We start from the raw sequence: 22,198 nt of genomic DNA, 5'->3' as shown, positions 1-22,198 counted from the left end.
AAATATGACGAAATCTAGCGCAGCTAACAATGTCGATGAACAATTAAGTCACCCAGTAAGCGAGGCAAGCAGCACGGTAAATAATGTTGATGATTTGATTTTAACGATAGACAATGGCACTCAAAGTGTTCGCGCACTCTTGTTTAATCTTAATGGCGACTTAGTGGCGAAAAGCCGTGTTGAGCTTGAAGCATATTTTTCAAGCAACCCAGGTTGGGCAGAGCAAAACGCGGATTATTTTTGGCAAATGCTTGGTAAATGTTGTCAGCAACTTTGGCAGCAAAAAGAAGTGCTTGAAAACGGTTATCGTGAACGAATAACAGCGGTAACCGTTACCACTCAGCGTGGCACGGTTATCAATCTTGGTAAAGATGGCAAGCCGTTGCGCCCGGCAATTTTATGGCTTGACCAACGCTTGTGCCAACAAAATAAGCCCATGCCTTGGTATTGGCGATTAGCATTTGCCGCGATTGGCCAAACTAAGGTGATTGATTATTTTCGCCGTAAATCGCAAGCCAATTGGTTAGAGCAAAATGAGCCGAAAGTTTGGCAAAATACCGATAAATTTCTACTGCTTTCTGGTTTTTTCACCTATAAGTTAACCGGACAATTTAAAGATTCTATCGGCAGTATTGTTGGTTATTTACCATTTGATTATAAAAAACAAAATTGGGCAGGCCGTTGGGATTGGAAATGGCTGGCATTGCCAGTAAAGCGCTCTATGCTGCCAACTTTAGTCAAACCGGGTGAAATACTTGGCACTATTACTGAGCAAGCAGCTCAAGAAACAGGCTTAAAATTGGGAACAAAGTTGATTGCCTCAGCCTCAGACAAAGCCTGCGAGGTGCTTGGCTCAGGTTGTATCAGCCCTGACACCGCCAGCTTAAGTTACGGCACTACAGCAACAATCAATACCAATAACGCTAAATACGTTGAGCCACAAGCTTTTATTCCGCCATATCCGTCGGCAATTCCAGACAACTTTAATGCAGAAGTGATGATTTACCGTGGCTTTTGGATGGTGAATTGGTTCAAGCAAGAGTTCGGGCAAAATGAAATTGAAAAAGCACAAACTTTAGGAGTGAGCGCTGAGAGTTTATTTGATCAACTCGTCGCACAAGTACCGCCAGGCTCGATGGGCTTAATGTTGCAACCTTATTGGTCACCGGGGTTGAAAAATTTAGAAGCGAAAGGGGCGATTATTGGTTTTGGTGATGTTCATACTCGTGCTCATATTTATCGCTCTATTTTAGAGGGCTTAGCTTATGCGTTACGTGAAGGTAAAGAAACGTTAGAAAAACGGCAGAAACGTAAAATTATCCGGCTAATTGTTTCTGGTGGCGGTTCGCAGTCAGATGCCGCGTTGCAACTGACGGCAGATATTTTTAATTTGCCCGCTCACCGCCCGCATACTTTTGAAACTTCTGGTTTAGGGGCTGCAATTAATGCTGCCGTGGGTAGTGGTTATTTTGACAATTACCAACAAGCCATTGATGCCATGACTCGCATTGAACAGTCATTTATACCCAATAAAGAAAATGTGAAGCTTTATAACAAATTATATCGTCAAGTTTATCGAAAAATGTACAAACAACTAAAGCCAATATATCAAGAGATCAAAAATATCACTGGTTACCCAGAATAGTAGGTTAAATAAAAACGGAACAAGAATAAATAACAACATAAAAGCAATAAGGCATTGAAAACTTGTCATAAAGTAAAGTTAAAATGTCAAAAATTATAACAACAATTAAATAATGAGTAAGAAGGATTTAAATATGAATTATACCCGTCGTAAATTTATTAAAACCCTTGCGGTAAGTGCTGGTGCTGTTGTTACCTCAAGCCTTGTTGGTTGTGGTAGTTCAGACAAAAAAGATGAAGTTGTCGAGCCCGGCCCAGTTGAGCCGAGTATTTTAGATGGTAGCCAATATTTCCCGCAGTCTGTGGTATCGGGTGATCCGAAAGCTGACTCAGTTATTTTATGGACTCGTGTTGATGATGGCTCAGGTGCCGACACATCACTAATGTTGCAAGTGGCTAGCGACGAAGGTTTCGCTAATTTAGTGGTAGAAGAAAGCTTTGATGCCCTAGCTTCGTACGATAATTGTTTAAAAATTCGTGTTACTGAGCTTAATGCTGGGCAGCACTATTACTACCGCTTTATTTACCAAATGGGTGGTAAAAACTACTCAAGCCGCGTTGGGCGTACTAAAACTGCTGCCGCAGCCGATAGCGATAGCAAAGTAAAATTTGCTTACGTTTCTTGTCAAGACTATATCGGTCGTTACTTTAACAACTACTTATCGTTACTTGATAACGACGATTTAGACTTTGTTGTGCATTTAGGTGACTACATTTACGAAACCACGGGTGATTCACAATTCCAATCAGCTGGTGGTGCGCGCAGTATTGAATTTACCGACAACGAAGGCGCATTAACCATAGGTGTTGGTGATAATAAAACGCAAGCAGCGAATAGTTTAGATAACTATCGTCAGTTATATAAAACTTACCGTACTGATGAATTATTACAACGCGTGCATGAGCGTTTCCCAATGATCGCCATTTGGGATGATCATGAGTTCTCGGACGATAGCTGGGGTGATACCGCGACATATTTAGATGGCGCAGGTGAAGAAAAACAAACTGAGCGTAAAAAGAATTCTGAAATTGCTTATTTTGAGTATATGCCAATTGACCATGAGCAACCTCATACTCAAGCAGGGCTTGCAGCTGGCGCTATAGGTATCAACGAAGAGCATTTATTCCCGAATACGCGAATTTACCGCGACTTCCAATTTGGTCAACATTTACATTTAGCCATGACAGATTTTCGTACCAATCGCCCCGATCACATTTTGCCAGAAGATGCTTTTCCGGCAAAAGTAGAAATGGACCAAGCGACGTTAAGTACCTTCTTACTAGGTGCTGGTATGGTACAAGCACAAGTAGATGCTATTGTTAGCCAAATGTCACCTTATGTGAATATTGACGACGCTATGTTTGCGCCATATAAAGCGACATTCCTAGAAGTGTTTACTGGCCTTTATATGCAAGAGCTAATGGCACGTGTTGAATTAACTGAAGCAGAAGCGTTAGCACAAGCACAACAACGCGCTGTTACTGCCGTGCAAGGCAATTTAACTACCAGTTACTTAAATCAAGTTTTAGCGGCTGCGCAAGCAAGTTTACCTGCCGAGCATCCTATTCAAATGCTACCAGCATTGCCTGAAACAGGCGTAGCACAAGGTTTAGCGTTTTATACTCTAGGTAAAACCTCGTTGTTTGGTTTTATTGGTAGCCGTTACTTAGTGGTTAAAGACACATACGATATATATGCTGGCTATCGTGAACATGTTGCCAATTTGCAAGGCACGAGTGCACAAAAAGTGTTTGACGATATGCAAACCGATTGGTTAGCGCAAACCTTTGCTACATCAACCAGTACATGGAAAATGCTCGGCAGTTCCGTGTCATTTTCACCATTAATTTTTGATTTGTCTTCGAGCCGTGCTGATAGTGGCTTAAGCTTACTCGAAGGGGTATTAAACTCAGATGCTATTCCAGCGCCGCTGAAACAGCGTTTTTATCTAGAAGCAGACCAATGGGATGGTGTCCCACAGTTTAAATCGAACTTTGTCGATAATGTTATGAGTCAATTTGGCGTTATCAGCTTAGGTGGCGATATTCATAGTAGTTACGTTACTGAGCACAAGCCAAATGCGGTTACGGGCAAAAGGTCATTTAACTTTACTACGTCATCGGTTTCATCTGGCACCTTTGGTTCATTCTTAGAAAATGGTATGAATCAAATATTCTCGCAATTAGGCGATGTACCAGATGCGTTAAGTGACCTACCTTTTTACTTTGACCCACTAGTACGCACCGCGACTAAACGTGATGATATTACTGACGACATGGTATTTTCACGCATGTGGGAACATGGTGTTGCCATTGTTGAAGTTGATGCAGAAAATGTATTGGTGAACTTCCACAATACTGGCAGTGAATTCCATAATATGGATACCGTGACACGCAACTATTACGATGACGCAGAGGCCTTCTTATCAACCGTACGTTTGTATAAATTTAAAGTTAATGAGGGTGTGTTAACTCAGCTGTAATTTTACTTTGTTAATCACGTTGAAAAATTAAAGTTCACAGTAGTGTGAGCTATAACATTAAAAGAGCTGTTCATTTAAAGTGAATGGCTCTTTTTTATTTAATTGTTTTGTAAGAACAATAAATGCTAGATATGTGGTTTATCAATGGCTAAATAGTATTATGTAATGCCTATAGCATTGGCTAAACCGTATTACTATGAAGGGCAATGCGGTTACCTTCTGAGTCATGAATAATAGCGCGAAAGCCATGCCCGCCCATTGATATTTTTTCTTCAACCAATCGACCGCCGTGCATTTCTGATTTTTTAATCGCATCGTCAAGTCGGCCATTAACATTAAAGTAAATCAGCGGGCCAGAGGTAAATATTTGCTCAGGTGGCGAGGGAACTAAGCAGCCAGAAACATTAGTTTCAGCGTGGGGTAATATACCAAACGTGAAATGTTCGAATTCTTCCTTTTTAATTTTTCCATTCAAGAGGGCGCTATAAAACTCAATAGCGCGGTCTAAATCGATGACGGGAATATCAACCCAAACAATTTGATTTTCCATGTGTTTTTCCTTTTTTATTTATTTTAGCGGTTTGTTATTGGTCACTTGGGCAAAAGGTAAACTAAAGATCATGGTTTATTCCATTTGCTATCAGTATAGCGCAAGAAATTTTTGCGGAAGATTCAGTTAAGTATGGTAGTAACCTCAACCTAGACTAGGTAGAATATTTACTTTGACTTATCCGACTTTGGCACGCTGAAAAACTATGCGAATTATTCACACTTCTGACTGGCATTTAGGCCAACATTTTTACGGTAAAAGTCGAGTAAATGAACATCAACAGTTTCTTAATTGGTTAATTGAACAATCCCAGAGTCAGCAAGTTGATGCCATTGTTGTTGCTGGCGATATTTTTGATACTGGCACGCCGCCAAGTTATGCCCGAGAAATGTATTTTGATTTTATCGCCAAACTGCATAAAACAAATTGTCAACTGGTGGTGTTAGCCGGTAATCATGACTCCGTGGCTATGTTGTCGGAGTCTAAACAGTTGGTGAGCCAACTTTCCACGCGGGTTATTTCTGCTGCTAGCGATAATATCGCCGAGCAAGTGTTTGTGCTTAAAAGCCTTAAAACTGAGCAACAAGCGGTGATTTGTGCCATTCCTTTTATTCGCCCACGCGATATTGTTAAAAGTTATGCAGGGCAATCAGCGAAAGAGAAACAACAGTCGTTGCAACAAGCTATTTCAACACATTATAAAAGCTTGTTTGCACATGCACAGGAGTTGTCACAAGAGCAGCGTAGTGATAAAGCTCGTTTGCCTATTATTGCCACTGGTCACTTAACCACGGTTGGCGCATCAACCAGTGAATCAGTGCGTGATATTTATATCGGCACCTTAGAAGCTTTTCCCGCCAGCGAATTTCCTGATGCAGATTATATTGCCTTAGGACACATACATCGCCCGCAAAAAGTGACGAAAAGTGACCATATTCGTTATAGCGGCTCGCCAATCGCGTTAAGTTTTGATGAAGTGAAAACGCAAAAAAATATTGTTATTGCTGAATTTGAGCAAGGTAAACTGGCAAATGTTGAGTTGTGTAATGTGCCGTGTTTTCAGTCAATGGCTATGGTGAAAACTAATTTAGAAAATTTAGCACAAGATATTACCGCTGTCGTTAATGAGCAGCAGGAAAAAGCGATTAATATTGGAGAACTTGAAAGTGCTAACCCTGATACTTCAAATGAAGTTCAAGAAAAAATTTGGCTCGATATTGAAATAGAAAGCGCCGAATACTTGCAAGATTTAACCACCAGAATAGAGCAGTTAACTGAAACATTACCAGTGGAAGTGCTACTGGTACGACGCAGTAAAAAAGCACGAGCGAAAATGCCAAGCAGTGAGAAAAAAATTACCTTAAGTGAGCTAAGTGTGCAGGAGGTTTTTGAGGCGCGTGTTGCACTTGAAGATTGGCAATCAGAAGAACAATTGGCAAGAAAATCACGCTTAAATACCTTGTATTCGAATATTGCTGAGCAAGTTCAACTTGAAACAACGCAGAGTCTGGTAGCTGAAACTGTGACGAAAAATGAAAGCAAGGCGGAGCAGAAATAATGAAAATATTATCGCTACGCTTTGAAAATATTAACTCGTTAAAAGGCCATTGGAAAATTGACTTTACCCAATCACCATTTGACACCAGTGCGCTATTTGCCATTGTGGGCCCAACAGGGGCAGGTAAAACCACCATACTCGATGCTATGTGTTTGGCGCTTTATCATCGCACGCCACGCTTAACTATTTCAGACAAACAAAACCAGCTGATGACCCGCCATACCAGCAATTGTTTAGCCGAAGTTGAGTTTGAAGTGAAAGGGCAAGCTTACCGCGCTTTTTGGAGCCAACGCCGAGCTAAAAATAGTCTCGAAGGTAATTTACAAAAACCGACCGCAGAGCTTGCTAAAATTATAGATGTTGATGCGGGTGAAGCCGATATTATCGCCACTAAAGTGTCTGATATTCGCAATGAAATTTCGCAGCTAACTGGCTTAGATTTTGACCGCTTTAAAAAGTCGATGATGTTATCGCAAGGGGAGTTTGCTGCGTTTTTGAATGCCCCGGCAAATGACAGAGCAGAGCTACTTGAAGAACTGACCGGCAGTGAAATTTATGGCGATATTTCCAAAGCGGTATTTGACCAGCACAAAGAAGCAAGCAGTGAACTAAAAATACTGGAAGCTAAACGTGCAGGTATGCATTTATTATCAGCTGAGCAACAGCAGGAAATCACTGACGATATCGCCAATATTTGCCAGCAGCAAAGTAAATTGGAAGCGCAGCTTGAGCTTTGGTTACAAGTGAAAAGCTGGTTAACACATGAGCAATCCGCGAAGCAGCAGCGCCAACATGCGCTATCGCAATTAACACAAGCAGAAAGTCAGCAAACTGAACAGCAGGAAAAACTTGCCTCGTTATCGTTAGCTGAGCCTGCAGAGCAACTGCGTTCAGACCATCAAAAACTTAGCCATTTAACGCAACAACAAATACAACTTGATGAACAACATGTGCTACTTAAAGATGAGCTAAAACAAAAACAGCAAGCGTTAGCACAAGAAAACCAAGCACTAGAAGCTTCTTTACAGGAGCAAAAAGCCTTTGTATCGCAACAACAAACAACCGAGCAGTTGATTGTTGAACAGGTTATCCCTTTAGATCATAAAATCAGCCAAATCACGGAACAAAGCCAGCAATGTGATAGCAAGTTAAAAGCGGCAAAGCAAGAATGGCAAGCGGCGCAAGCACAGTTAACGCAGTTGTCAAAAGAAAAAGCGCAACAACAGCAAAACTTAGCCACAGCAAAAAGCTTTATTGAGCAAAATGCTGATTTAGCACCTTTGCCTGAAAAGCTACCTTTGTGGCGTAATATTATTCAGCAGTTGCTAGCCGAGAAAAAAACTGTCGCGCAGATGAGCGACCAGCGCATAAGTTTAGTGCAACAAGCTGATGATATGTCAAAGTCATTGACGCAAGCGCAAACACAGTTACAACAAACGCAAGCGCAGCTAACACAACAACAGCAAACACTCGCCAACCAAGAGCAAGGCATAACTAGTTTATTACAGCAACATCAATGTCAAGATGAACAAGCATTAGTACAGCAATTGCATAGCATGCAATCTTCCAGTGCTGAGCAGGCGCAAATTAAATTGAACGCGCAACGCTTTCAGCAACTAGCGACTGAACTGCAAACGCTTGAACAAGAACTAGCGCAAGACCAACACGGTGCAACTGGGCTTAATGGGCAATTAATGCAAATGCGCGAACAATATAAACAACTGAAAGCCGAAATAGCTGATGTTAAATTAATTGTCGAGCAAGAAAGTCTGATCATGTCGCTGAGTGAACACCGTGCTAATTTAAAGCCCGAGCAAGCTTGCCCATTATGTGGCTCAGAGCAGCACCCAGCGATAGAACACTATCAAACATTAAGCACTAACGTATCGAAGCAAAGTCAACAGCAAGTTCGTTTAGAAAAATTGAAGCAACAGCGTGATAAAACCGAAAAGAGTGGTGCAGAGTTAAATAAGAAATATGCTGCGTTGGAAAGCAAAATTGCTTTTCAAAACGAAAACAAACTTGCTAAAAGCCAAGAGCAAGCACAGTTGCATGCTCAGTGGTTACAACAGCGTGACTTATTGCAACTAAATTGTGAGTTAGCAGAGTTTGAAAAAATCGAGCAGAGTTTGTTGGCACATCAACAACAATTTCAACAGTTAAATGATATAAATAAGCAGATGCAAGCCTTGAAACAAGCTTATCAACAGCAAGCGGAGCAGGTATCAAAGCAAGAAAAACAGGTGCTTAATCAAGAAGGGCAGATACAAACCCAAACTGTACAATTTACTCAGTTGCACCTGCAAATTGAGCAAATTGCCACAAATATTGCTGAGCAGCAAAGTCATATTAGTACTAAGTGGCAATCACTTTCTGCAGATATTACTGTTGCCAATATCGAATTAGCTGAGTGCTTTACGGTATTTAATAATACTGAACGAGTTGTAGGTAATATTGATGGTAATGTTAACAGTCGTATTGATAGCAATGAGGCCGCCGAAAAACATAATATAGCGGCAAGTGAAGTTGCTATTGAGCAATGGTTACAAGCCTTAACGCAGCAAGTTGCTCGTTTCCAACAGGCAATGCAAGCGGTTGCAAATGATAAAGAGCAATTGCAAAAAGTTGAACAGCAGTTTGCTGTATTAAACAGTCAAGAACAGCAATTAGAGAGTGCTTTAACAAATTACCAAGCGGAGTTGGTTCAGCACCAACAACAGCTCATTGCTAGTCAAACGCAAAGGCAACAAGTGTTTGCTGAGCAAGATGTTAAACAAGTTCGCGAACAATTAAAGCAGCAACAGCAGCAACTTGAGCAAAGAGTCGTTGCTTTGCAGTCAACGCACAATGAACAACAAAAGCAGCTGCAAAACATTAATGGCCAACTTACCGGTAATACTGATGCTAAAAACAAGCTGGTGCCTGAGCATCAAGCAGCGAAGCAACAATGGTTAGAGAAACTTGAATTAAGCACATTTGCTGATGAAAATAGCTTTTTAGCCGCGCTTTTGAGCCCAGAGCAAAAGCAAAGTTTGCAAGCGCTAAAAACTAGCCTAGAGCAACAAGTGCAACTGGCGAATGGGCAGTTAAAGCAAGCTGAGCAGCAACTAGAGCAATTGCAACAAGACCAGCAAAAATTGCAAACGAAACTACAAACGTTTTCTGCTGATGCTGCCAATGAACAGGCTAATAATGCTGGAACTGTGATTTTTTCAGGTAAAGAAAGTTTGGCGGATATGCCATTAACAGAATTTGAAGGAAAAGCAGAGGCATGCCAGCAAACATTAAAACAGCTGCAATTACGGCAAGGACAACTAAGTCAGCAGTTAGCGCAAAATGAAGCACAACGAAAGCAGCAAGAAGCATTGTTGGCAGAAATTAACTCACAGCAATCGGCCTTAGATGATTTGTCACACTTAAATGGCTTAATTGGTGCGGCAGACGGTGCTAAGTTTAGGCGTTTTGCACAAGGGCTAACTTTGTCACATTTGGTTTATTTGGCTAATCAGCAACTAAATCGGCTACATGGTCGCTATCAATTACAACGTCAAGCGAGTGATAACTTAGCCTTAGAAGTAGTTGATACATGGCAAGCGGATGGTGTGCGTGATACCAAAACCTTATCCGGTGGTGAAAGCTTTTTGGTTAGCCTTGCACTCGCTTTAGCTTTGTCTGACTTAGTCAGTGCAAAAACTAGCATTGATTCGCTATTTCTTGATGAGGGCTTTGGCACGTTGGACAATGACACCTTGGAAATTGCGCTTGATGCCCTTGATAACTTAAATGCCAGTGGCAAAATGGTCGGTGTTATTAGCCATGTTGATGCCTTGAAAGAACGCATTGGTGTACAAATAAAAGTGAAAAAGCAGAGTGGTTTAGGGGTTAGTGAATTGGAGCCGCGTTATCGGTATCAAGAAGGTGCTTTATAAATTTTAGCAATTAAAGCGTATATCGTATTGAGAGTATATGAACTTAGTGGTTAGGTTATCTGATTGTTTTCATTTCAATAAAATCTCAATGTAAAACCGTTTAGGTAGATATCTCTAATACGGTCATTCTTAATGTTGGCCTTGCTTATTGTTAACTTTGAGCCCAAAGCAAGCATTATTTTGTCTAACTTCTCGCGCTAGAATAAGGGTTAAAAAGTGCTAATGAATTTTTAGCACTTTAATTGCAATTTAAATCAATACTTATACCGTTAAGGTGATTTTTCCTACCGCCTTTCCTGACTCTAAATGTTCGTGTGCTTTAGCGACTTCCCAAATTGAATAGTTACTTTCATCAAGGATAGGAGAAATCTTTCCTGCATCAACCAGCGCCGCAATTTCCGTCAAAATGCGGCCATGTGATTCATGGTTAATGCCATGACATAGCGGTAGTAGCATGAGAATACTATGGAACGACAAACTCTTTAGCGCAATTGCAAGAGGATCTTCAATTGGTAAAGTTGTTGATACGTGACCACTGAATTTAGCTGCTTCAAATGACTTTTGAATATTAGCACCAGCCACTGTATCAAAGATCTTATCAAAGCCTATTCCGTCAGTGTATTTACCCACATAACTTGCAACTTGCTCAGTTGTGTAATCAACTAAGTTATCTGCACCTATTGTTTTAGCTAGTGCTTCATTAACGGGATTATAAGTAGCAGTGACATTTGCACCCAGCACTTTAGCTAATTGCACGGCAATATGACCCACGCCACCCGTAGCACCATGAATAAGAACGTTATCACCAGGTTTAATATTCATCTTTTCAACCAGTGCTTCATAAGCCGTAATTGAAACTAATGGTAACGCTGCGGCCTGTTTCATGGTGAGTGTTTTAGGTTTTTTAGCCATTAAACGTGCATCAACTAACATGAATTCAGCCAACGCACCATCTACACCGTTAATACCGCCAGCCATGCCATAAACTTCATCACCAATCACAAAATCAGTAATTTCTTCACTTACTTCAATAACAATACCTGCTACATCCCCGTGTAGTATTTCCGGTAAATTTGCTGACCAAGGTGTTTCAATTGAACGTAGCATGGTATCAAGAGGATTGACACTTGTGGCTTTTACTTCAATTATCATATGGCCAGCTTTGGCCACTGGTTTTGCTTTTTCTACAAGTTGGAATACTTCAGTTGATCCGACTTCTTCAATAATCATTGCTTTCATTTTTATTTACTCTTTATTTATGAGAGAAATTGTTTAGATGTCGCTATTCTATTTGTTGTTATTTGAGCAAGCCACTACCCCAATAACAAATCACCTTTGCCTTAAAAGCAAAGCAAAGGTAAAATGAAAAATAATCAATCACTAGGTGCCGTTATGAGTTCATTAAATCGATTATTGTATTTTAATTGTGTTGTTGAGACAGGAAGCATCTCAGAAGCTAGTCGAGTATTTGATATACAGCCCTCCTCGATATCTAGGCAATTAGCTGCGCTAGAACAAGAACTCGGTGTACGCCTGTTAAATAAAACAACAAGAAATACGGGATTGACTGAAGCAGGAAGAAAATATTACGAGTTTTCTCAGCGCATTGTGGCAGAATTTGATGAAGCTAAAAGAGTCGTGAATGACTTACAAGAGAAGCCCAAAGGCAAGCTTAAGGTAAGTATGACAGTGGGATTTGGCGAAAGCGTAATATTGCCATTGCTCCCCAAGTTTTCAAAACTATACCCAGCCATAGATTTAAAACTTGAATTAACAGAGCGGGTTGTCGATCTTGTTGAAGAAAATATTGATGTTGCTATTAGAAGCGGACGATTGTCTGATTCATCAATGATAGCTAAACGGCTAGCAGACAATAATTTTTTGTTATGCGCGAGTCCTAACTATTTAGAGAACAACGGCACCCCTCAAAGCCCAGATGAGTTAGCTAAACATATATGTATTCGATACAGCTATGCGCGCTGGCAAGAGTGGTTTTTAATGGCTGAGACAAGAACAAAGTTAACCATTAAAGATACGATTTCAGTGAATTCAGTCAATGGTCAAAAACAACTAGCGTTAAATCATGCAGGGCTTACATTAATGCCATTGTGGGCCATCAAAAATGAGTTAACAGAAGGCTCTTTAAAACACGTGATGCCGGAATATACCTTTAGTCCGTATGAAGAACTAAGCGCTACCTATGCTATTTATTTAAAACGAGATTTAGTATCACCAAAGATACGAGTTTTCTTAGATTTCTTAGGGGAAAATATTGCAGGTATTTATGATCAATTTGATGGCTTTGGTGACCGCTAGCCCCAATCAAAACCGCCGGTCAAAAAAATAGTCAATTGAAATGTTGTAAACTTTGGCTAAAATTGTTTACTTTATCGTAACATTGCCTTATAGTCCGGGTGTTATTTATTCCCATCTAGTTTATTTAACCGATTGTTTATTAAAATCGCGTTTTGTCTTTCCCTTTCACAGTTAGTCATCACATAATTTATTAAGCTTAAATTATTGTTAGTTTTACGAACAAATTTTTCGTAAAAATTGTTATTCTTCAAAGTTTTATTCTGTAAATCGAACTCAAGAAATATCAAAGTTTCACGCCGCAATAATATAGCTTTTGTTGTTCATGCGCATAGGCGCACATTAAAAGAGTTTTATTATGTCTTATACATATCAAGGTACGACGTATTCGATCGTATCACCAGTTCGAGCGGTTTCTGTTAATAAAAATAATGTTGCAGTTACTGATCAATTGGGTAAAAAAATCATTTCATTTACTAACGTAAATGATTCCAAATCATTTTTGGCTTGGATATATCAAAGTTAATATTCGCGTTAGCGATTAAAGAGTGCGCGTTTCAGTTTTGTTTTTACTGAGCGCCAATGGGTTACCGGTTTAGTTGGTGCTAAAGCAATAACTTGTTGCCACTCTTGTTCGGTTAGTTGCACTTTATCACCATGAGCAAGTATCAGTGTTTGTGCATTAAGCGCTTTTACTTTCTGTAATGATGTTAAGTATCGTTTAGGATAAAACACCGGGTAAGGTGGGATAAATTTATCTCTGACTTTTACCATTAAGTCGGCAACATAAACTTGATCACTGGGCAAGTGATGCAAGGAAATATCACGATCGGTATGACCTTGGGTAAAGTGCACTTGCCAATCTTCAAAGTTGGGCAATAAAGAGTTGTCACTGAGAAAAATATCCGGCTTTAAGGTACTGTTGTAATAGATATATTGCTTAGCTTTGCGCTTACGTTTGGCAACCCACAAAGTTAATAACATATCGGTTAGATGCATTAACTTACCATCAAAGCCTTGATACCATTGACCGGCAACATTGGCTGCAGCAATTTTGCAACCATGCTTTTTACGTAATATATTAGCGGCTCCCGCATGATCTGGATGCATATGAGTAACCACGATTAAACGCAAATCAGCCATTGTTTTATTGAGTTTATCAACAATAAAGTTTTCAATTGTCGTGATATCAGCTCGACAACAGCCATCGAGCAACAGTAGTTTATCTTGATATTCTGCAATTAAAATACGTTGAATGTAGCCGTCGATGGAGTGAAGTTTCAGCATAAAGTCATTAAGTAGATATGATCAGTGATTAGGTTAATGACTTTAAACTAACCTGAATGCTGTGCGAATTCAACAGGTAAGACCAGTGTGTTACTTTTTAGTATCAACATGGCCTGTGTTGAGTAAATTGGTTAGCCGCGTTAATTGGGTTCTTTGTACCTTATCAACAATAGGGGCGAGCTTAGTTAAGCCGCCATTCATATAGCCTGAAACTTGGTAGTGAAAAGTTATTTTAGTACGTGTTGCATCTATGGCGTCAAACTTCCACGACATACCGCCATTTAACCCCATCATTTGTAATGGTCCTAAACCACCAACCATTTTAATTTCGTTGTTTGGGTCAACATATGAAATGGTCATATGCATGGCTTGCTTTTCGCCGTCTATTTCACAAAAGCAGCCGCCAACGTTAGCGTCAATTGACAGTTTTTCTGATTTACCAAACCAAGTGTGATCAGGGTGCCACCATTGATTCACCTGCAAAAACTGTTGATAGGCAACGGCTTTTTCAACATTAACTTCACTTTCTATTTTAATTTGAAAACCATGATTATCGCTGCCGATAACTTGTGAAAAACTAAAAAAAGGTATGCATAAAAGTAATAAGTAAAATCGCATTTAGGAGCCTTGTTTATCGAAAATGATTGCCGTATTTAACGTTAATGTAACAGGGCACTCACAATTCTGCCAGTTTAGCTTTTGCTAAATGTCATTGGCAATAGAATAGATTATTTTGATATTGAATATCGACATAGAGCAATAGTGTTTTGGCATTTTGCCCCATACAATAGTACTTATAAAGCTATTGAATTTAGGAATGTTCTTGGAAATTTGGATTTACTTCACCTTGCTTGCCGCGTTAATGCAAGCTATTCGCACGGCCGGACAAAAACAATTAACAACACACCTAAATGCGATGGCGACAACGGGGGTGAGGTATATTTATGCGTTGCCTTTTGCCTGGCTGTATTTGTGGTGGATGCTGGATTTTCGCAATGAGCCCATGCCAACCCTAAATGGACAATTTTTACAATACGCAATTATCGCCTGTGTTATGCAAATTTTAGGTACTCTGTGTCTAGTGGCGGCATTTAAGTATCGAAATTTTGCCGTGGCAACCAGTTTAGCGAAAACAGAAGCCATTCAAGTGGCTGTTGTTGGTGCCTTATTGTTTTCAGCAAGTATGACATTGCTAGGTTGGTTTTCCGTTGTTATTGGCGTTGTTGGTGTATTACTGGTTTCAAAAGTTAAATTCACTATTCGAGATGTTTTGCAAAACCCAGGTGCTGGTTTTGGTTTGGCGTCAGGGTTAGGGCTTGCGATTACCACTTTGCTTATTCGTGAGTCTAGTTTAGCACTGAACACTGACCTACTGCTTAGTGCGGCGGTTACCTTAACTTTTATGGTTACCGTACAAACGCTAATATCGTTAGCATATGTTTATCTACAAGATAAAAGCCAATTGCGCGTTATGGTTAAGCAGTGGCGGCTGTGTCTGTTTGTTGGCATTACCAGTGTTGTCGGCTCTATTGGCTGGTTTACCGCGGCTAGTTTTCAAAATGCTGCCTATGTTAAAGCCTTAGGGCAAGTTGAGTTTTTTATTACTTTATTGATCACTTATCGAATTTTTAAAGAGAAAATATCGTTAATTGAATATATCGGTATGTCGTTGATTATTCTCAGTGTGATTATTTTATTACTTTGGGCCTAAGGGCAGTGTTAACACAAACATCACGGTAAATGCTGGTGGTGCCGCTAATAGTATTTTGTTAAACTCTCGGGAAAGTATAGCTGCCATTTCAGTGGCAAATGAATAAATACATTGATGGAAAATAAATGAAAATTACCGACAAAACCGTTGTTCAGTTTCACTATACGCTTAAAGATGAAGCGGGTGCTGAATTAGAAAATTCACATGTTGGCGATCCTCTAGCCTACTTACATGGTTATAAGAATATGTTAGTTGGCGTTGAAAATGCTTTAGCTGGCAAAGAAACGGGCGATAAGTTTTCTGTTACTTTACAACCAGAAGATGCTTATGGCGAACGTCAAGATGACGCTATTCAACGTGTGCCGGTTAAACATTTACAAGGTTTACCAACACCAAGTGCGAAATGGAAAAAAGGCATGACAGCGGTAGTTAATACCGACGCTGGTCAACGTCAAGTAACGGTGATCAAAGCCGGTAAGTTTATGATAACCGTTGATATTAATCCACCATTGGCAGGCAAAGTGCTGACCTTTGATTTAGAAGTTGTTGACGTACGTGAAGCAACAGCTGAAGAAGTTGAACATGGCCACGCGCATGGCGTTGGCGGTCATCACCACTAAGATTTTAAGTTTTGATATATTAAACCGGCTATATGTCGGTTTTTTTATACCTGTTTTAGTTTGATTTTTTGCGACAAGCTACCTAGCTGTTATTAAGCTGAATAAATTCACTATTTGTCGAATTTCCTTGCATATTTTTTTGCCATACTGCTATTGTCATTACTTTGCTTAAATAATAACAAAAAGGCTTAGCACATGATCACCTTTAAATCGTCACTAACATCGATAGCGCTCTTGGTTAGCGCTGCACTTTCACAATCAGCTTTCGCTGACACTTCTGTTATTCATGCTGGAGAATTACTGGTTGTGGCAGGTAAGGCACCACTTAAAAAGCAAACCTTAGTGATCACTGATGGTAAAATCTCTGCTGTTAAAGCGGGTTTTTTAGCCGCGAATACCTTTGCTGATGATGCCAAGTTAATTGATTTATCGTCGAGTTTTGTTATGCCAGGGCTAATGGACATGCATGTGCATTTACAAGGGGAGTTAGGGCCGAATAACGATAGTGAAACAGTTAATTTATCTGATGCTGATACGCTGATGAAAAGTGCTTATTTCGCTAAAAAAACCTTACTCGCTGGTTTTACTACCGTGCGCGACTTAGGCAGTAGTGCCGAACAAAGCTTTGCCCTTCGTGATGCCATTAAACGAGGTTGGGTTACAGGCCCAAGAATTGTTGCCGCAGGTAGCAGTGTTGCGGTAACTGGTGGCCATGGTGATGTTGATGGCATGGCACCTGATCTTATGAAACTTCATACCGCAGAAACGGTATGTGATGGGCCTTATGATTGTCGCAGGGCAACTCGACATGCCATTAAGTATGGTGCCGACGTTATTAAAATAACCTCAACAGGTGGTGTTTTATCAGACACGGATACTGGCACTGGCCAACAAATGGCGGACGATGAAATTAAAGAGGTGGTTGATACTGCGCATGCATTGGGGAGAAAAGTGGCCAGTCATGCCCATGCTGCTGCCGGCATCAATGCGGCATTACGCGCTGGTGTTGATAGTATTGAACACGGTAGCTATGCCAATAAAGAAAGTATCAAACTATTTAAAAAGGGCGGTGCTTATTTAGTACCAACCTTAATGGCTGGCGATACTGTGGTTAATTTAGCGAAAACAACAAATTTTATGTCGCCAGAAATCAAGGCTAAAGCGATACGTGTTGGCGGCGATATGATTGAAAACTTTAAGCGTTCATATAAAGCTGGGGTGAAAATAGCTTATGGCACCGATAGTGGTGTTTCAAAGCATGGTACTAATGCTAGAGAAGCACAATTGATGTTTGAAGCAGGTATGACACCGCAAGATATTTTGGTTTCAGCTACCATTCATGGAGCAGACTTAATTGGTAAGTCAGACAGTCTTGGTAGCTTAGAAGTAGGTAAAGTCGCGGATATTATCGCGATGGATGCCAGTCCGCTAAACAATATCAAAGAATTGCTTGATGTTGATTTTGTAATGAAGTCAGGAAAAGTTGTCAAGCAACCATAATATTTTAAACCATTAGTGAATGGCAAAGAAAAGGCTGTTTTTACAGCCTTTTTTGTTTTAGCTTATTTACTTTAAATATTTCGAAAATTGGATGTAATACTTTTTGATGTTAAGTACACACTATTTTCTTTTTATGACGCCAGTTGTGAGAGCAACACCTAGTAAAATAATGATACCACCAATTAGCATAATTAAACTGATGGTTTCTCCTAAAAACAAAGCACCCCATAAAAGTCCAAAGGCTGGAATTAAATAAGTAACAGAAATTGCTTTTGCTGGCCCGAGTTGCGCAATTAGGCGAAAGAATAAGATATAGGCTATTCCCGTACAAATAATACCAATTAATAATACGGACCAAATGGCATTGTTGCTTGGTATATTTTCAGGGATAAAAAACAAGCTAATAGGCACTAGCATAGCCGTTGCGGAAATTTGGCTACCCGCTGCAAGTGCTAATGGCTTGATACCCGCTAAATATTTCTTGGTGTAATTTGCTGATATTCCATAACAAAGTGCAGCCAACATCGCCGCTAAAGTAGGCAATAGGGCGTTGCTTTCTGATTCAGCAGCATCAGCATGACTGAAGTGTAAATTCTCTGAAACCAATAAATAAACCCCGATAAAGCCAATGAATAAACCAAAGGTTGCGCTAATCGTTAATTTATCTTTTAGCCATAAATAAGCCACTATGGCACCAAACATAGGGGTAGTTGCATTAAGTACTGAGGTTGTTCCGGCCGCAAGGGTTAAGGTTGCATAGCCAAACAAAACAAAAGGAATGGCGGTATTTAACGCACCAACGATAAATATTTGTCGCCAACGCCCCCTTAACGCAGATGTTTCTTTATAAAAAACTAAACACCCGAATAGAAAAATAGCCGCTATACCTGTGCGCAATGATGTAAATAATATTGGGCCAAACTCTGGGCTACCAACACGCATAAACATAAATGACGCGCCCCAAATTGCCGCTAATAGCAGCAGCTCTATACTGGCTTGATAGTTTTGTTGGCCGGGTGTAGTCAATGAATTTCCTTTGTGCTTATTTAGCTGTAAGTCGGTATTTTCACATAGTAAATACATGATGAGTCGCGATAATCGGACAGCTTGTTTTTATTAGTTTTTACTTAGCGCTTTATCGATAGAAAGCACTGTTAAAGTATTATTGTCTCGCATCTGCCATTGAATATTAAAATCATATAGCGCCATGCCATATATTTTTTCGTCGATAGTCTGTTGCTTGTATGCGGGGCGTGGATCTTGCCTTAACACTTGTTCAATAAGCGCCTCTAATGCAGGGTATTGATGACTGACACTTGTTAGCATAGCTTGGGCATCGCTAGAAAACACTACTTTGATATCAGTTATAGGTTGCTCTTGTGCATAACCACCTTGCGCGCTTTCAACAATGTCAGCGTAGGGAACATAAGGCTTAATATCGACAATCGGTGTACCATGGAGTAGATCCAATTCGTTGATATGAAGGATAACCTGTGAGCCTAGTTGTTCAACTTTATCTAACTTGACTACCGACATGCCAATTGGATTTGGTCTAAAAGTTGAGCGAGTCGCAAACACCCCGAGTTTTTTGTTACCACCTAAGCGCGGGGGCCTCACTAACGGTTTCCAACCTTGTGCTTGTGTACCGTGAAAAATAAATAATAGCCAAATATGACTAAATTGCGCTAAGCCGCGCACAGTTTCAATGTTATTGGCATCTCCTTGTAAAATCACCTTTCCTTGTGCGGCACTAACAATGCCCGGTTGACGGGGAATGGCAAACTTTTCTTTGTATGGAGATTCTATGGTGCCAATAACGTCAAATTGAACCTTGTTAGTCATTCGTTTCTTGCTCAACTTGATAGGTACGACCATAACAAACGGTTGATGCAACGCAGTATTTGGCTGCTTGGTCTTGTTCTATCATTACACATTGGCTAAAAATAATGGCATTCGCGTCCAATTTGTAAGCGTTACGTCTTGCTTCTGTTCGTGCGTCAATTTCGTTTGGGGCAGCATGATGGGCCTTTTCTTGACAAGACTCACCTTCAACTAAACCTATAAATTTATATTTTCCGGTAAAGTCTTTTTCACTTTCAAAAATTTGTACTTTTGTTGGTGAAAAATAATGCTTGAAGTTATCACGGTCTAGGTTAGTTGAAATATCATTTATTTTGGCGCAGCCAGACATTAGTAATGCGGTTGATAGGGTTAATTTTAGTATGTGTTTTGTCATGGTATATCATTATTCTTTTTAAGTTATTTAAGTCTAATCGCGACAGTGTGCATTATAGAGGAGATAAAACGATAAAAGTTAGTTGGCTAAATTTGTTTTACCTTCAATCCAGTAATTGAATAGTTTATCAATGGTATTACTTTGTTGCTTCATTGAGATCCAGTTTCGCATAAATAGTTCAAAAGCATGATCATTTTTATTGATAGGGAATGCCATATACAAAGGAGCCAGTGCCGGTTTTGGCACTACAACCGTGTAATCTGGATTTAATAGTGTCCATGCTGATGACGCCGCTGCGCCAAATACCATAGCATCAATATGAGCAAACTCTTCTTTAAAAAACAACCTTGGCGTTGATATCTGCCAAGCCTTACCTTGTGTGAAATTTCGAGCTACCGCTTTTTTATAGAAAAAGGTTTCAGGTATACCTAAGGTTAAGTCTTCTCGTTGCAGTATTTTTTGCCAATCGGTAAATTCAGCTCGTCGTTCATCTTTAACGACAATGGCAATATTTTGAGTGCTGTAAGGCATGGTTAAGGTAAATTGTGCCATATTATCAGGGATCACCGGCACGCCTGAGGTGATATCTAAATACCCCGATGCTAATAAGGGTTTCGCTTGATGATGAAATATTCTGACAAACTCTATTTCAACATTTAGATCAATTGCCAGTTGATTCATGATTTCAATATCGAAACCAACCAATTTTCCTTTATGGTTGTGAAAAGAGTAGGGTAAATCATCGCGAAAATAGCCAACACGAATAAAGCCGCGTTGCTTTATACGGTCCAGTACGCCAATAAAAGGTTGTGCAGTACTACTGTTAGCCTCAGGTTCATTTAAATAACGGCTTTGCACACTTTCCATTAAAAAATCGCGTTCGATGAACTTACTATAACCTTGGTATTGATAACTGATAGAGTTAAAAGCAAATTGTAATGCAATAAAGGCGATAATTGAAAGCGCTGGAATACCCACTAAGTTCTTTATGAACATACTTTTTTTGATACGAAACGCTTTGGCCATGCTAGTCGCAATTAGCAGTGGTAGGCAGCTAGCAAAAGTGACAGAAAGCAGTGCCGATAAACGACCAACCGCTAAATTTTCTGAGACAATAAAAAAGTCGAACATTGAGCTAGATACGTTAAATAGTTCTAACAAGTTCTGCATTGCTAATGTGCTAGTGCCAAATAACTGGGGTACACCTATAATTACTAGCTTTATGTAATCTTCTAAGCCGATATAAGCGCCAGAAAACCATGCAGAAAATAGCACGAATAATAGTGATAATAGTTTGCCGCCAACCGGTAAACTAAAGGTAATGGGCACAATAACTTCTGACACTTTATCGGCATCGCTATTGTGCGGGTATTGCTCAATAATTAATTGCTTAGTTTTTTCGACAATAATGGGGATAACAACAAAAAAGCTGCCCGTAGCAAATGCCGTTACCATAGCTTCGCGCGAGGCTCTTAAAATGGCACGATAGCTAAAGGGGGTGATGGTCGCTAGTAATGCTGGAAAGACCACAAAAGACAGTAGCAGTACTAAAATTAAGGCACTGGCGACATATATCATTAAGCCATCAAGTTGAGAGGCATCAAGCGTTGATGCGGCTCGCCAACCGAGACAAAAAACGCCGATAGGGGCAAAACGCATCACTAGGTTACTGATATTGCTTACTGAGTTTTGTAGGCTGCCAAGTACAGTTAATACATGGCGTTTGTTCTTTAACGGCATTAAGCCAACACCAATGAAAATACTAAATAATACGACCGATGGGATAACAGCATTGGCGAAGGCATTAAATGGATTTGACGGAATAAACAGTTCTATTAAGTTAAATTCTTGACTAACTTTAATGGTATTGGCGCTATAAAACTCGGCGGTTTGCCAATTGGGAAAAGATAGCGGTGCTAATAGGATAAAGCCTAGTGTTAAAGCAATAAGTGCCAACAACCATACTACGCTGCTTTTTAACGCGTTTTTTGCTTTATGTGCTGACAAGCTGCCGATACCCACCATAAGTGACAGTGAAATATAAGGCAGGGCTGTCATTTGTAACAACATGACAAAGGCGTTTGCTAAATGGTTAACAGTGGAAAAAAGTGAAGTACCTAAACCACCAATGATGAGGCCTAAGGCCATTGAAATAATAATGCGTGCAGATAACGGAATTTGGCTAAGCTTAAATTTGCTCATGTAGGCTAAGGTCTTGTCTTATTGGCGTTATTATTTTTAGAGTATAGTAAACTGATTGAAATATAAATGTATTGATTAAACTGCGTTAAAAGGCGGGCTTTTTGATAAAGCGCTATCCATAAAGGTTGATACATAAAAAAGGGCAAACTTTAATAACTAAAAAGT

16 protein-coding genes are annotated in these 22,198 nt (G+C 39.9%); 8 read left to right on the top strand and 8 right to left on the bottom strand.

Translation table 11 applies throughout. The annotated features are described in order from the left end of the window. Positions 1 to 4: 4 nt before the first annotated feature. Entirely contained in the window at positions 5 to 1,645 is a 1,641-nt protein-coding gene (locus AC27JP_RS10860) for an FGGY-family carbohydrate kinase (protein WP_487114905.1), read from the top strand. A gap of 133 nt (positions 1,646 to 1,778) precedes the next feature. Further along, positions 1,779 to 4,127 (top strand): alkaline phosphatase D family protein, encoded by a 2,349-nt coding sequence (locus AC27JP_RS10855; RefSeq protein WP_487114903.1) that lies wholly within the window; start codon positions 1,779 to 1,781, stop codon positions 4,125 to 4,127. Between the two features lie 181 nt (positions 4,128 to 4,308). On the opposite strand, the gene AC27JP_RS10850 is transcribed toward AC27JP_RS10855, so the two are convergent. Beyond that, positions 4,309 to 4,677 carry a VOC family protein gene (locus AC27JP_RS10850; RefSeq protein WP_487114901.1) on the bottom strand — a complete coding sequence of 123 codons (369 nt, stop codon included), beginning with the start codon at positions 4,675 to 4,677 and terminating at the stop codon, positions 4,309 to 4,311. 205 nt (positions 4,678 to 4,882) lie between these two features. On the opposite strand from AC27JP_RS10850, the gene sbcD reads away from it, so the two are divergent. Together sbcD and AC27JP_RS10840 are read left to right on the top strand one after the other, a co-directional pair. Continuing rightward, positions 4,883 to 6,235, top strand: a complete 1,353-nt coding sequence (gene sbcD, locus AC27JP_RS10845; protein ID WP_487114899.1) for an exonuclease subunit SbcD — start codon at positions 4,883 to 4,885, stop codon at positions 6,233 to 6,235. Further along, positions 6,235 to 10,164 carry an SbcC/MukB-like Walker B domain-containing protein gene (locus tag AC27JP_RS10840; RefSeq protein WP_487114897.1) on the top strand — a complete coding sequence of 1,310 codons (3,930 nt, stop codon included), beginning with the start codon at positions 6,235 to 6,237 and terminating at the stop codon, positions 10,162 to 10,164. The genes sbcD and AC27JP_RS10840 overlap by 1 nt, the downstream gene beginning before the upstream one ends. 261 nt (positions 10,165 to 10,425) lie before the next feature. On the opposite strand, the gene AC27JP_RS10835 is transcribed toward AC27JP_RS10840, so the two are convergent. After that, entirely contained in the window at positions 10,426 to 11,403 is a 978-nt protein-coding gene (locus AC27JP_RS10835) for a zinc-dependent alcohol dehydrogenase family protein (RefSeq protein WP_487114895.1), read from the bottom strand. 153 nt (positions 11,404 to 11,556) lie between these two features. Between AC27JP_RS10835 and AC27JP_RS10830 the strand changes: the two genes are divergently transcribed. Further along, a complete protein-coding gene (locus tag AC27JP_RS10830) occupies positions 11,557 to 12,480 on the top strand; it encodes a LysR family transcriptional regulator (protein ID WP_487115207.1) in 924 nt (307 codons plus the stop codon). Between the two features lie 531 nt (positions 12,481 to 13,011). Here AC27JP_RS10830 and AC27JP_RS10825 read toward each other — a convergent pair. Together AC27JP_RS10825 and AC27JP_RS10820 are read right to left on the bottom strand one after the other, a co-directional pair. After that, positions 13,012 to 13,764 carry an MBL fold metallo-hydrolase gene (locus AC27JP_RS10825; protein WP_487114893.1) on the bottom strand — a complete coding sequence of 251 codons (753 nt, stop codon included), beginning with the start codon at positions 13,762 to 13,764 and terminating at the stop codon, positions 13,012 to 13,014. A gap of 90 nt (positions 13,765 to 13,854) precedes the next feature. Further along, the gene (locus AC27JP_RS10820) at positions 13,855 to 14,382 is read right to left on the bottom strand and encodes a hypothetical protein (protein ID WP_487114891.1); all 528 of its coding nucleotides are present in this window, start codon (positions 14,380 to 14,382) and stop codon (positions 13,855 to 13,857) included. Positions 14,383 to 14,587: 205 nt separating this feature from the next. Between AC27JP_RS10820 and AC27JP_RS10815 the strand changes: the two genes are divergently transcribed. The 3 genes from AC27JP_RS10815 to AC27JP_RS10805 all read left to right on the top strand — a co-directional run bounded on the left by AC27JP_RS10815 (position 14,588) and on the right by AC27JP_RS10805 (position 17,595). Continuing rightward, positions 14,588 to 15,475 carry an EamA family transporter gene (locus AC27JP_RS10815; RefSeq protein ID WP_487114889.1) on the top strand — a complete coding sequence of 296 codons (888 nt, stop codon included), beginning with the start codon at positions 14,588 to 14,590 and terminating at the stop codon, positions 15,473 to 15,475. A 125-nt stretch (positions 15,476 to 15,600) separates the two neighbouring features. After that, positions 15,601 to 16,095 carry an FKBP-type peptidyl-prolyl cis-trans isomerase gene (locus AC27JP_RS10810; RefSeq protein ID WP_487114887.1) on the top strand — a complete coding sequence of 165 codons (495 nt, stop codon included), beginning with the start codon at positions 15,601 to 15,603 and terminating at the stop codon, positions 16,093 to 16,095. Between the two features lie 195 nt (positions 16,096 to 16,290). After that, on the top strand, positions 16,291 to 17,595 hold the full coding sequence (locus AC27JP_RS10805; protein WP_487114885.1) for a metal-dependent hydrolase family protein: 1,305 nt from the start codon (positions 16,291 to 16,293) through the stop codon (positions 17,593 to 17,595). Positions 17,596 to 17,715: 120 nt separating this feature from the next. Here AC27JP_RS10805 and AC27JP_RS10800 read toward each other — a convergent pair whose 3' ends face one another. From AC27JP_RS10800 to AC27JP_RS10785, 4 genes are all read right to left on the bottom strand, one after another. Next, positions 17,716 to 18,621, bottom strand: a complete 906-nt coding sequence (locus AC27JP_RS10800) for a DMT family transporter (RefSeq protein ID WP_487114883.1) — start codon at positions 18,619 to 18,621, stop codon at positions 17,716 to 17,718. Between the two features lie 90 nt (positions 18,622 to 18,711). Then, entirely contained in the window at positions 18,712 to 19,437 is a 726-nt protein-coding gene (gene tsaA / locus AC27JP_RS10795; protein ID WP_487114881.1) for a tRNA (N6-threonylcarbamoyladenosine(37)-N6)-methyltransferase TrmO, read from the bottom strand. Then, positions 19,430 to 19,831 (bottom strand): Rcs stress response system protein RcsF, encoded by a 402-nt coding sequence (gene rcsF, locus AC27JP_RS10790; protein ID WP_487114879.1) that lies wholly within the window; start codon positions 19,829 to 19,831, stop codon positions 19,430 to 19,432. The genes tsaA and rcsF overlap by 8 nt, the downstream gene beginning before the upstream one ends. Before the next feature lie 78 nt (positions 19,832 to 19,909). Beyond that, positions 19,910 to 22,033, bottom strand: a complete 2,124-nt coding sequence (locus tag AC27JP_RS10785) for a cation:dicarboxylate symporter family transporter (RefSeq protein ID WP_487114877.1) — start codon at positions 22,031 to 22,033, stop codon at positions 19,910 to 19,912. Between the last annotated feature and the right edge of the window lie 165 nt (positions 22,034 to 22,198).

Source organism: Colwellia sp. SU-HH01172 (genome assembly GCF_057553355.1).
Note: the sequence above shows the minus strand (reverse complement) of the source record. Positions and strands in the feature narration are given on the sequence as shown.

Coding starts and splice junctions, on each gene's coding strand:
- AC27JP_RS10860 (WP_487114905.1), top strand. CDS start 5: ATGACGAAATCTAGCGCAGCTAACAATGTCGATGAACAATTAAGTCAC.
- AC27JP_RS10855 (WP_487114903.1), top strand. CDS start 1,779: ATGAATTATACCCGTCGTAAATTTATTAAAACCCTTGCGGTAAGTGCT.
- AC27JP_RS10850 (WP_487114901.1), bottom strand. CDS start 4,677: ATGGAAAATCAAATTGTTTGGGTTGATATTCCCGTCATCGATTTAGAC.
- sbcD (WP_487114899.1), top strand. CDS start 4,883: ATGCGAATTATTCACACTTCTGACTGGCATTTAGGCCAACATTTTTAC.
- AC27JP_RS10840 (WP_487114897.1), top strand. CDS start 6,235: ATGAAAATATTATCGCTACGCTTTGAAAATATTAACTCGTTAAAAGGC.
- AC27JP_RS10835 (WP_487114895.1), bottom strand. CDS start 11,403: ATGAAAGCAATGATTATTGAAGAAGTCGGATCAACTGAAGTATTCCAA.
- AC27JP_RS10830 (WP_487115207.1), top strand. CDS start 11,557: ATGAGTTCATTAAATCGATTATTGTATTTTAATTGTGTTGTTGAGACA.
- AC27JP_RS10825 (WP_487114893.1), bottom strand. CDS start 13,764: ATGCTGAAACTTCACTCCATCGACGGCTACATTCAACGTATTTTAATT.
- AC27JP_RS10820 (WP_487114891.1), bottom strand. CDS start 14,382: ATGCGATTTTACTTATTACTTTTATGCATACCTTTTTTTAGTTTTTCA.
- AC27JP_RS10810 (WP_487114887.1), top strand. CDS start 15,601: ATGAAAATTACCGACAAAACCGTTGTTCAGTTTCACTATACGCTTAAA.
- AC27JP_RS10805 (WP_487114885.1), top strand. CDS start 16,291: ATGATCACCTTTAAATCGTCACTAACATCGATAGCGCTCTTGGTTAGC.
- tsaA (WP_487114881.1), bottom strand. CDS start 19,437: ATGACTAACAAGGTTCAATTTGACGTTATTGGCACCATAGAATCTCCA.
- rcsF (WP_487114879.1), bottom strand. CDS start 19,831: ATGACAAAACACATACTAAAATTAACCCTATCAACCGCATTACTAATG.
- AC27JP_RS10785 (WP_487114877.1), bottom strand. CDS start 22,033: ATGAGCAAATTTAAGCTTAGCCAAATTCCGTTATCTGCACGCATTATT.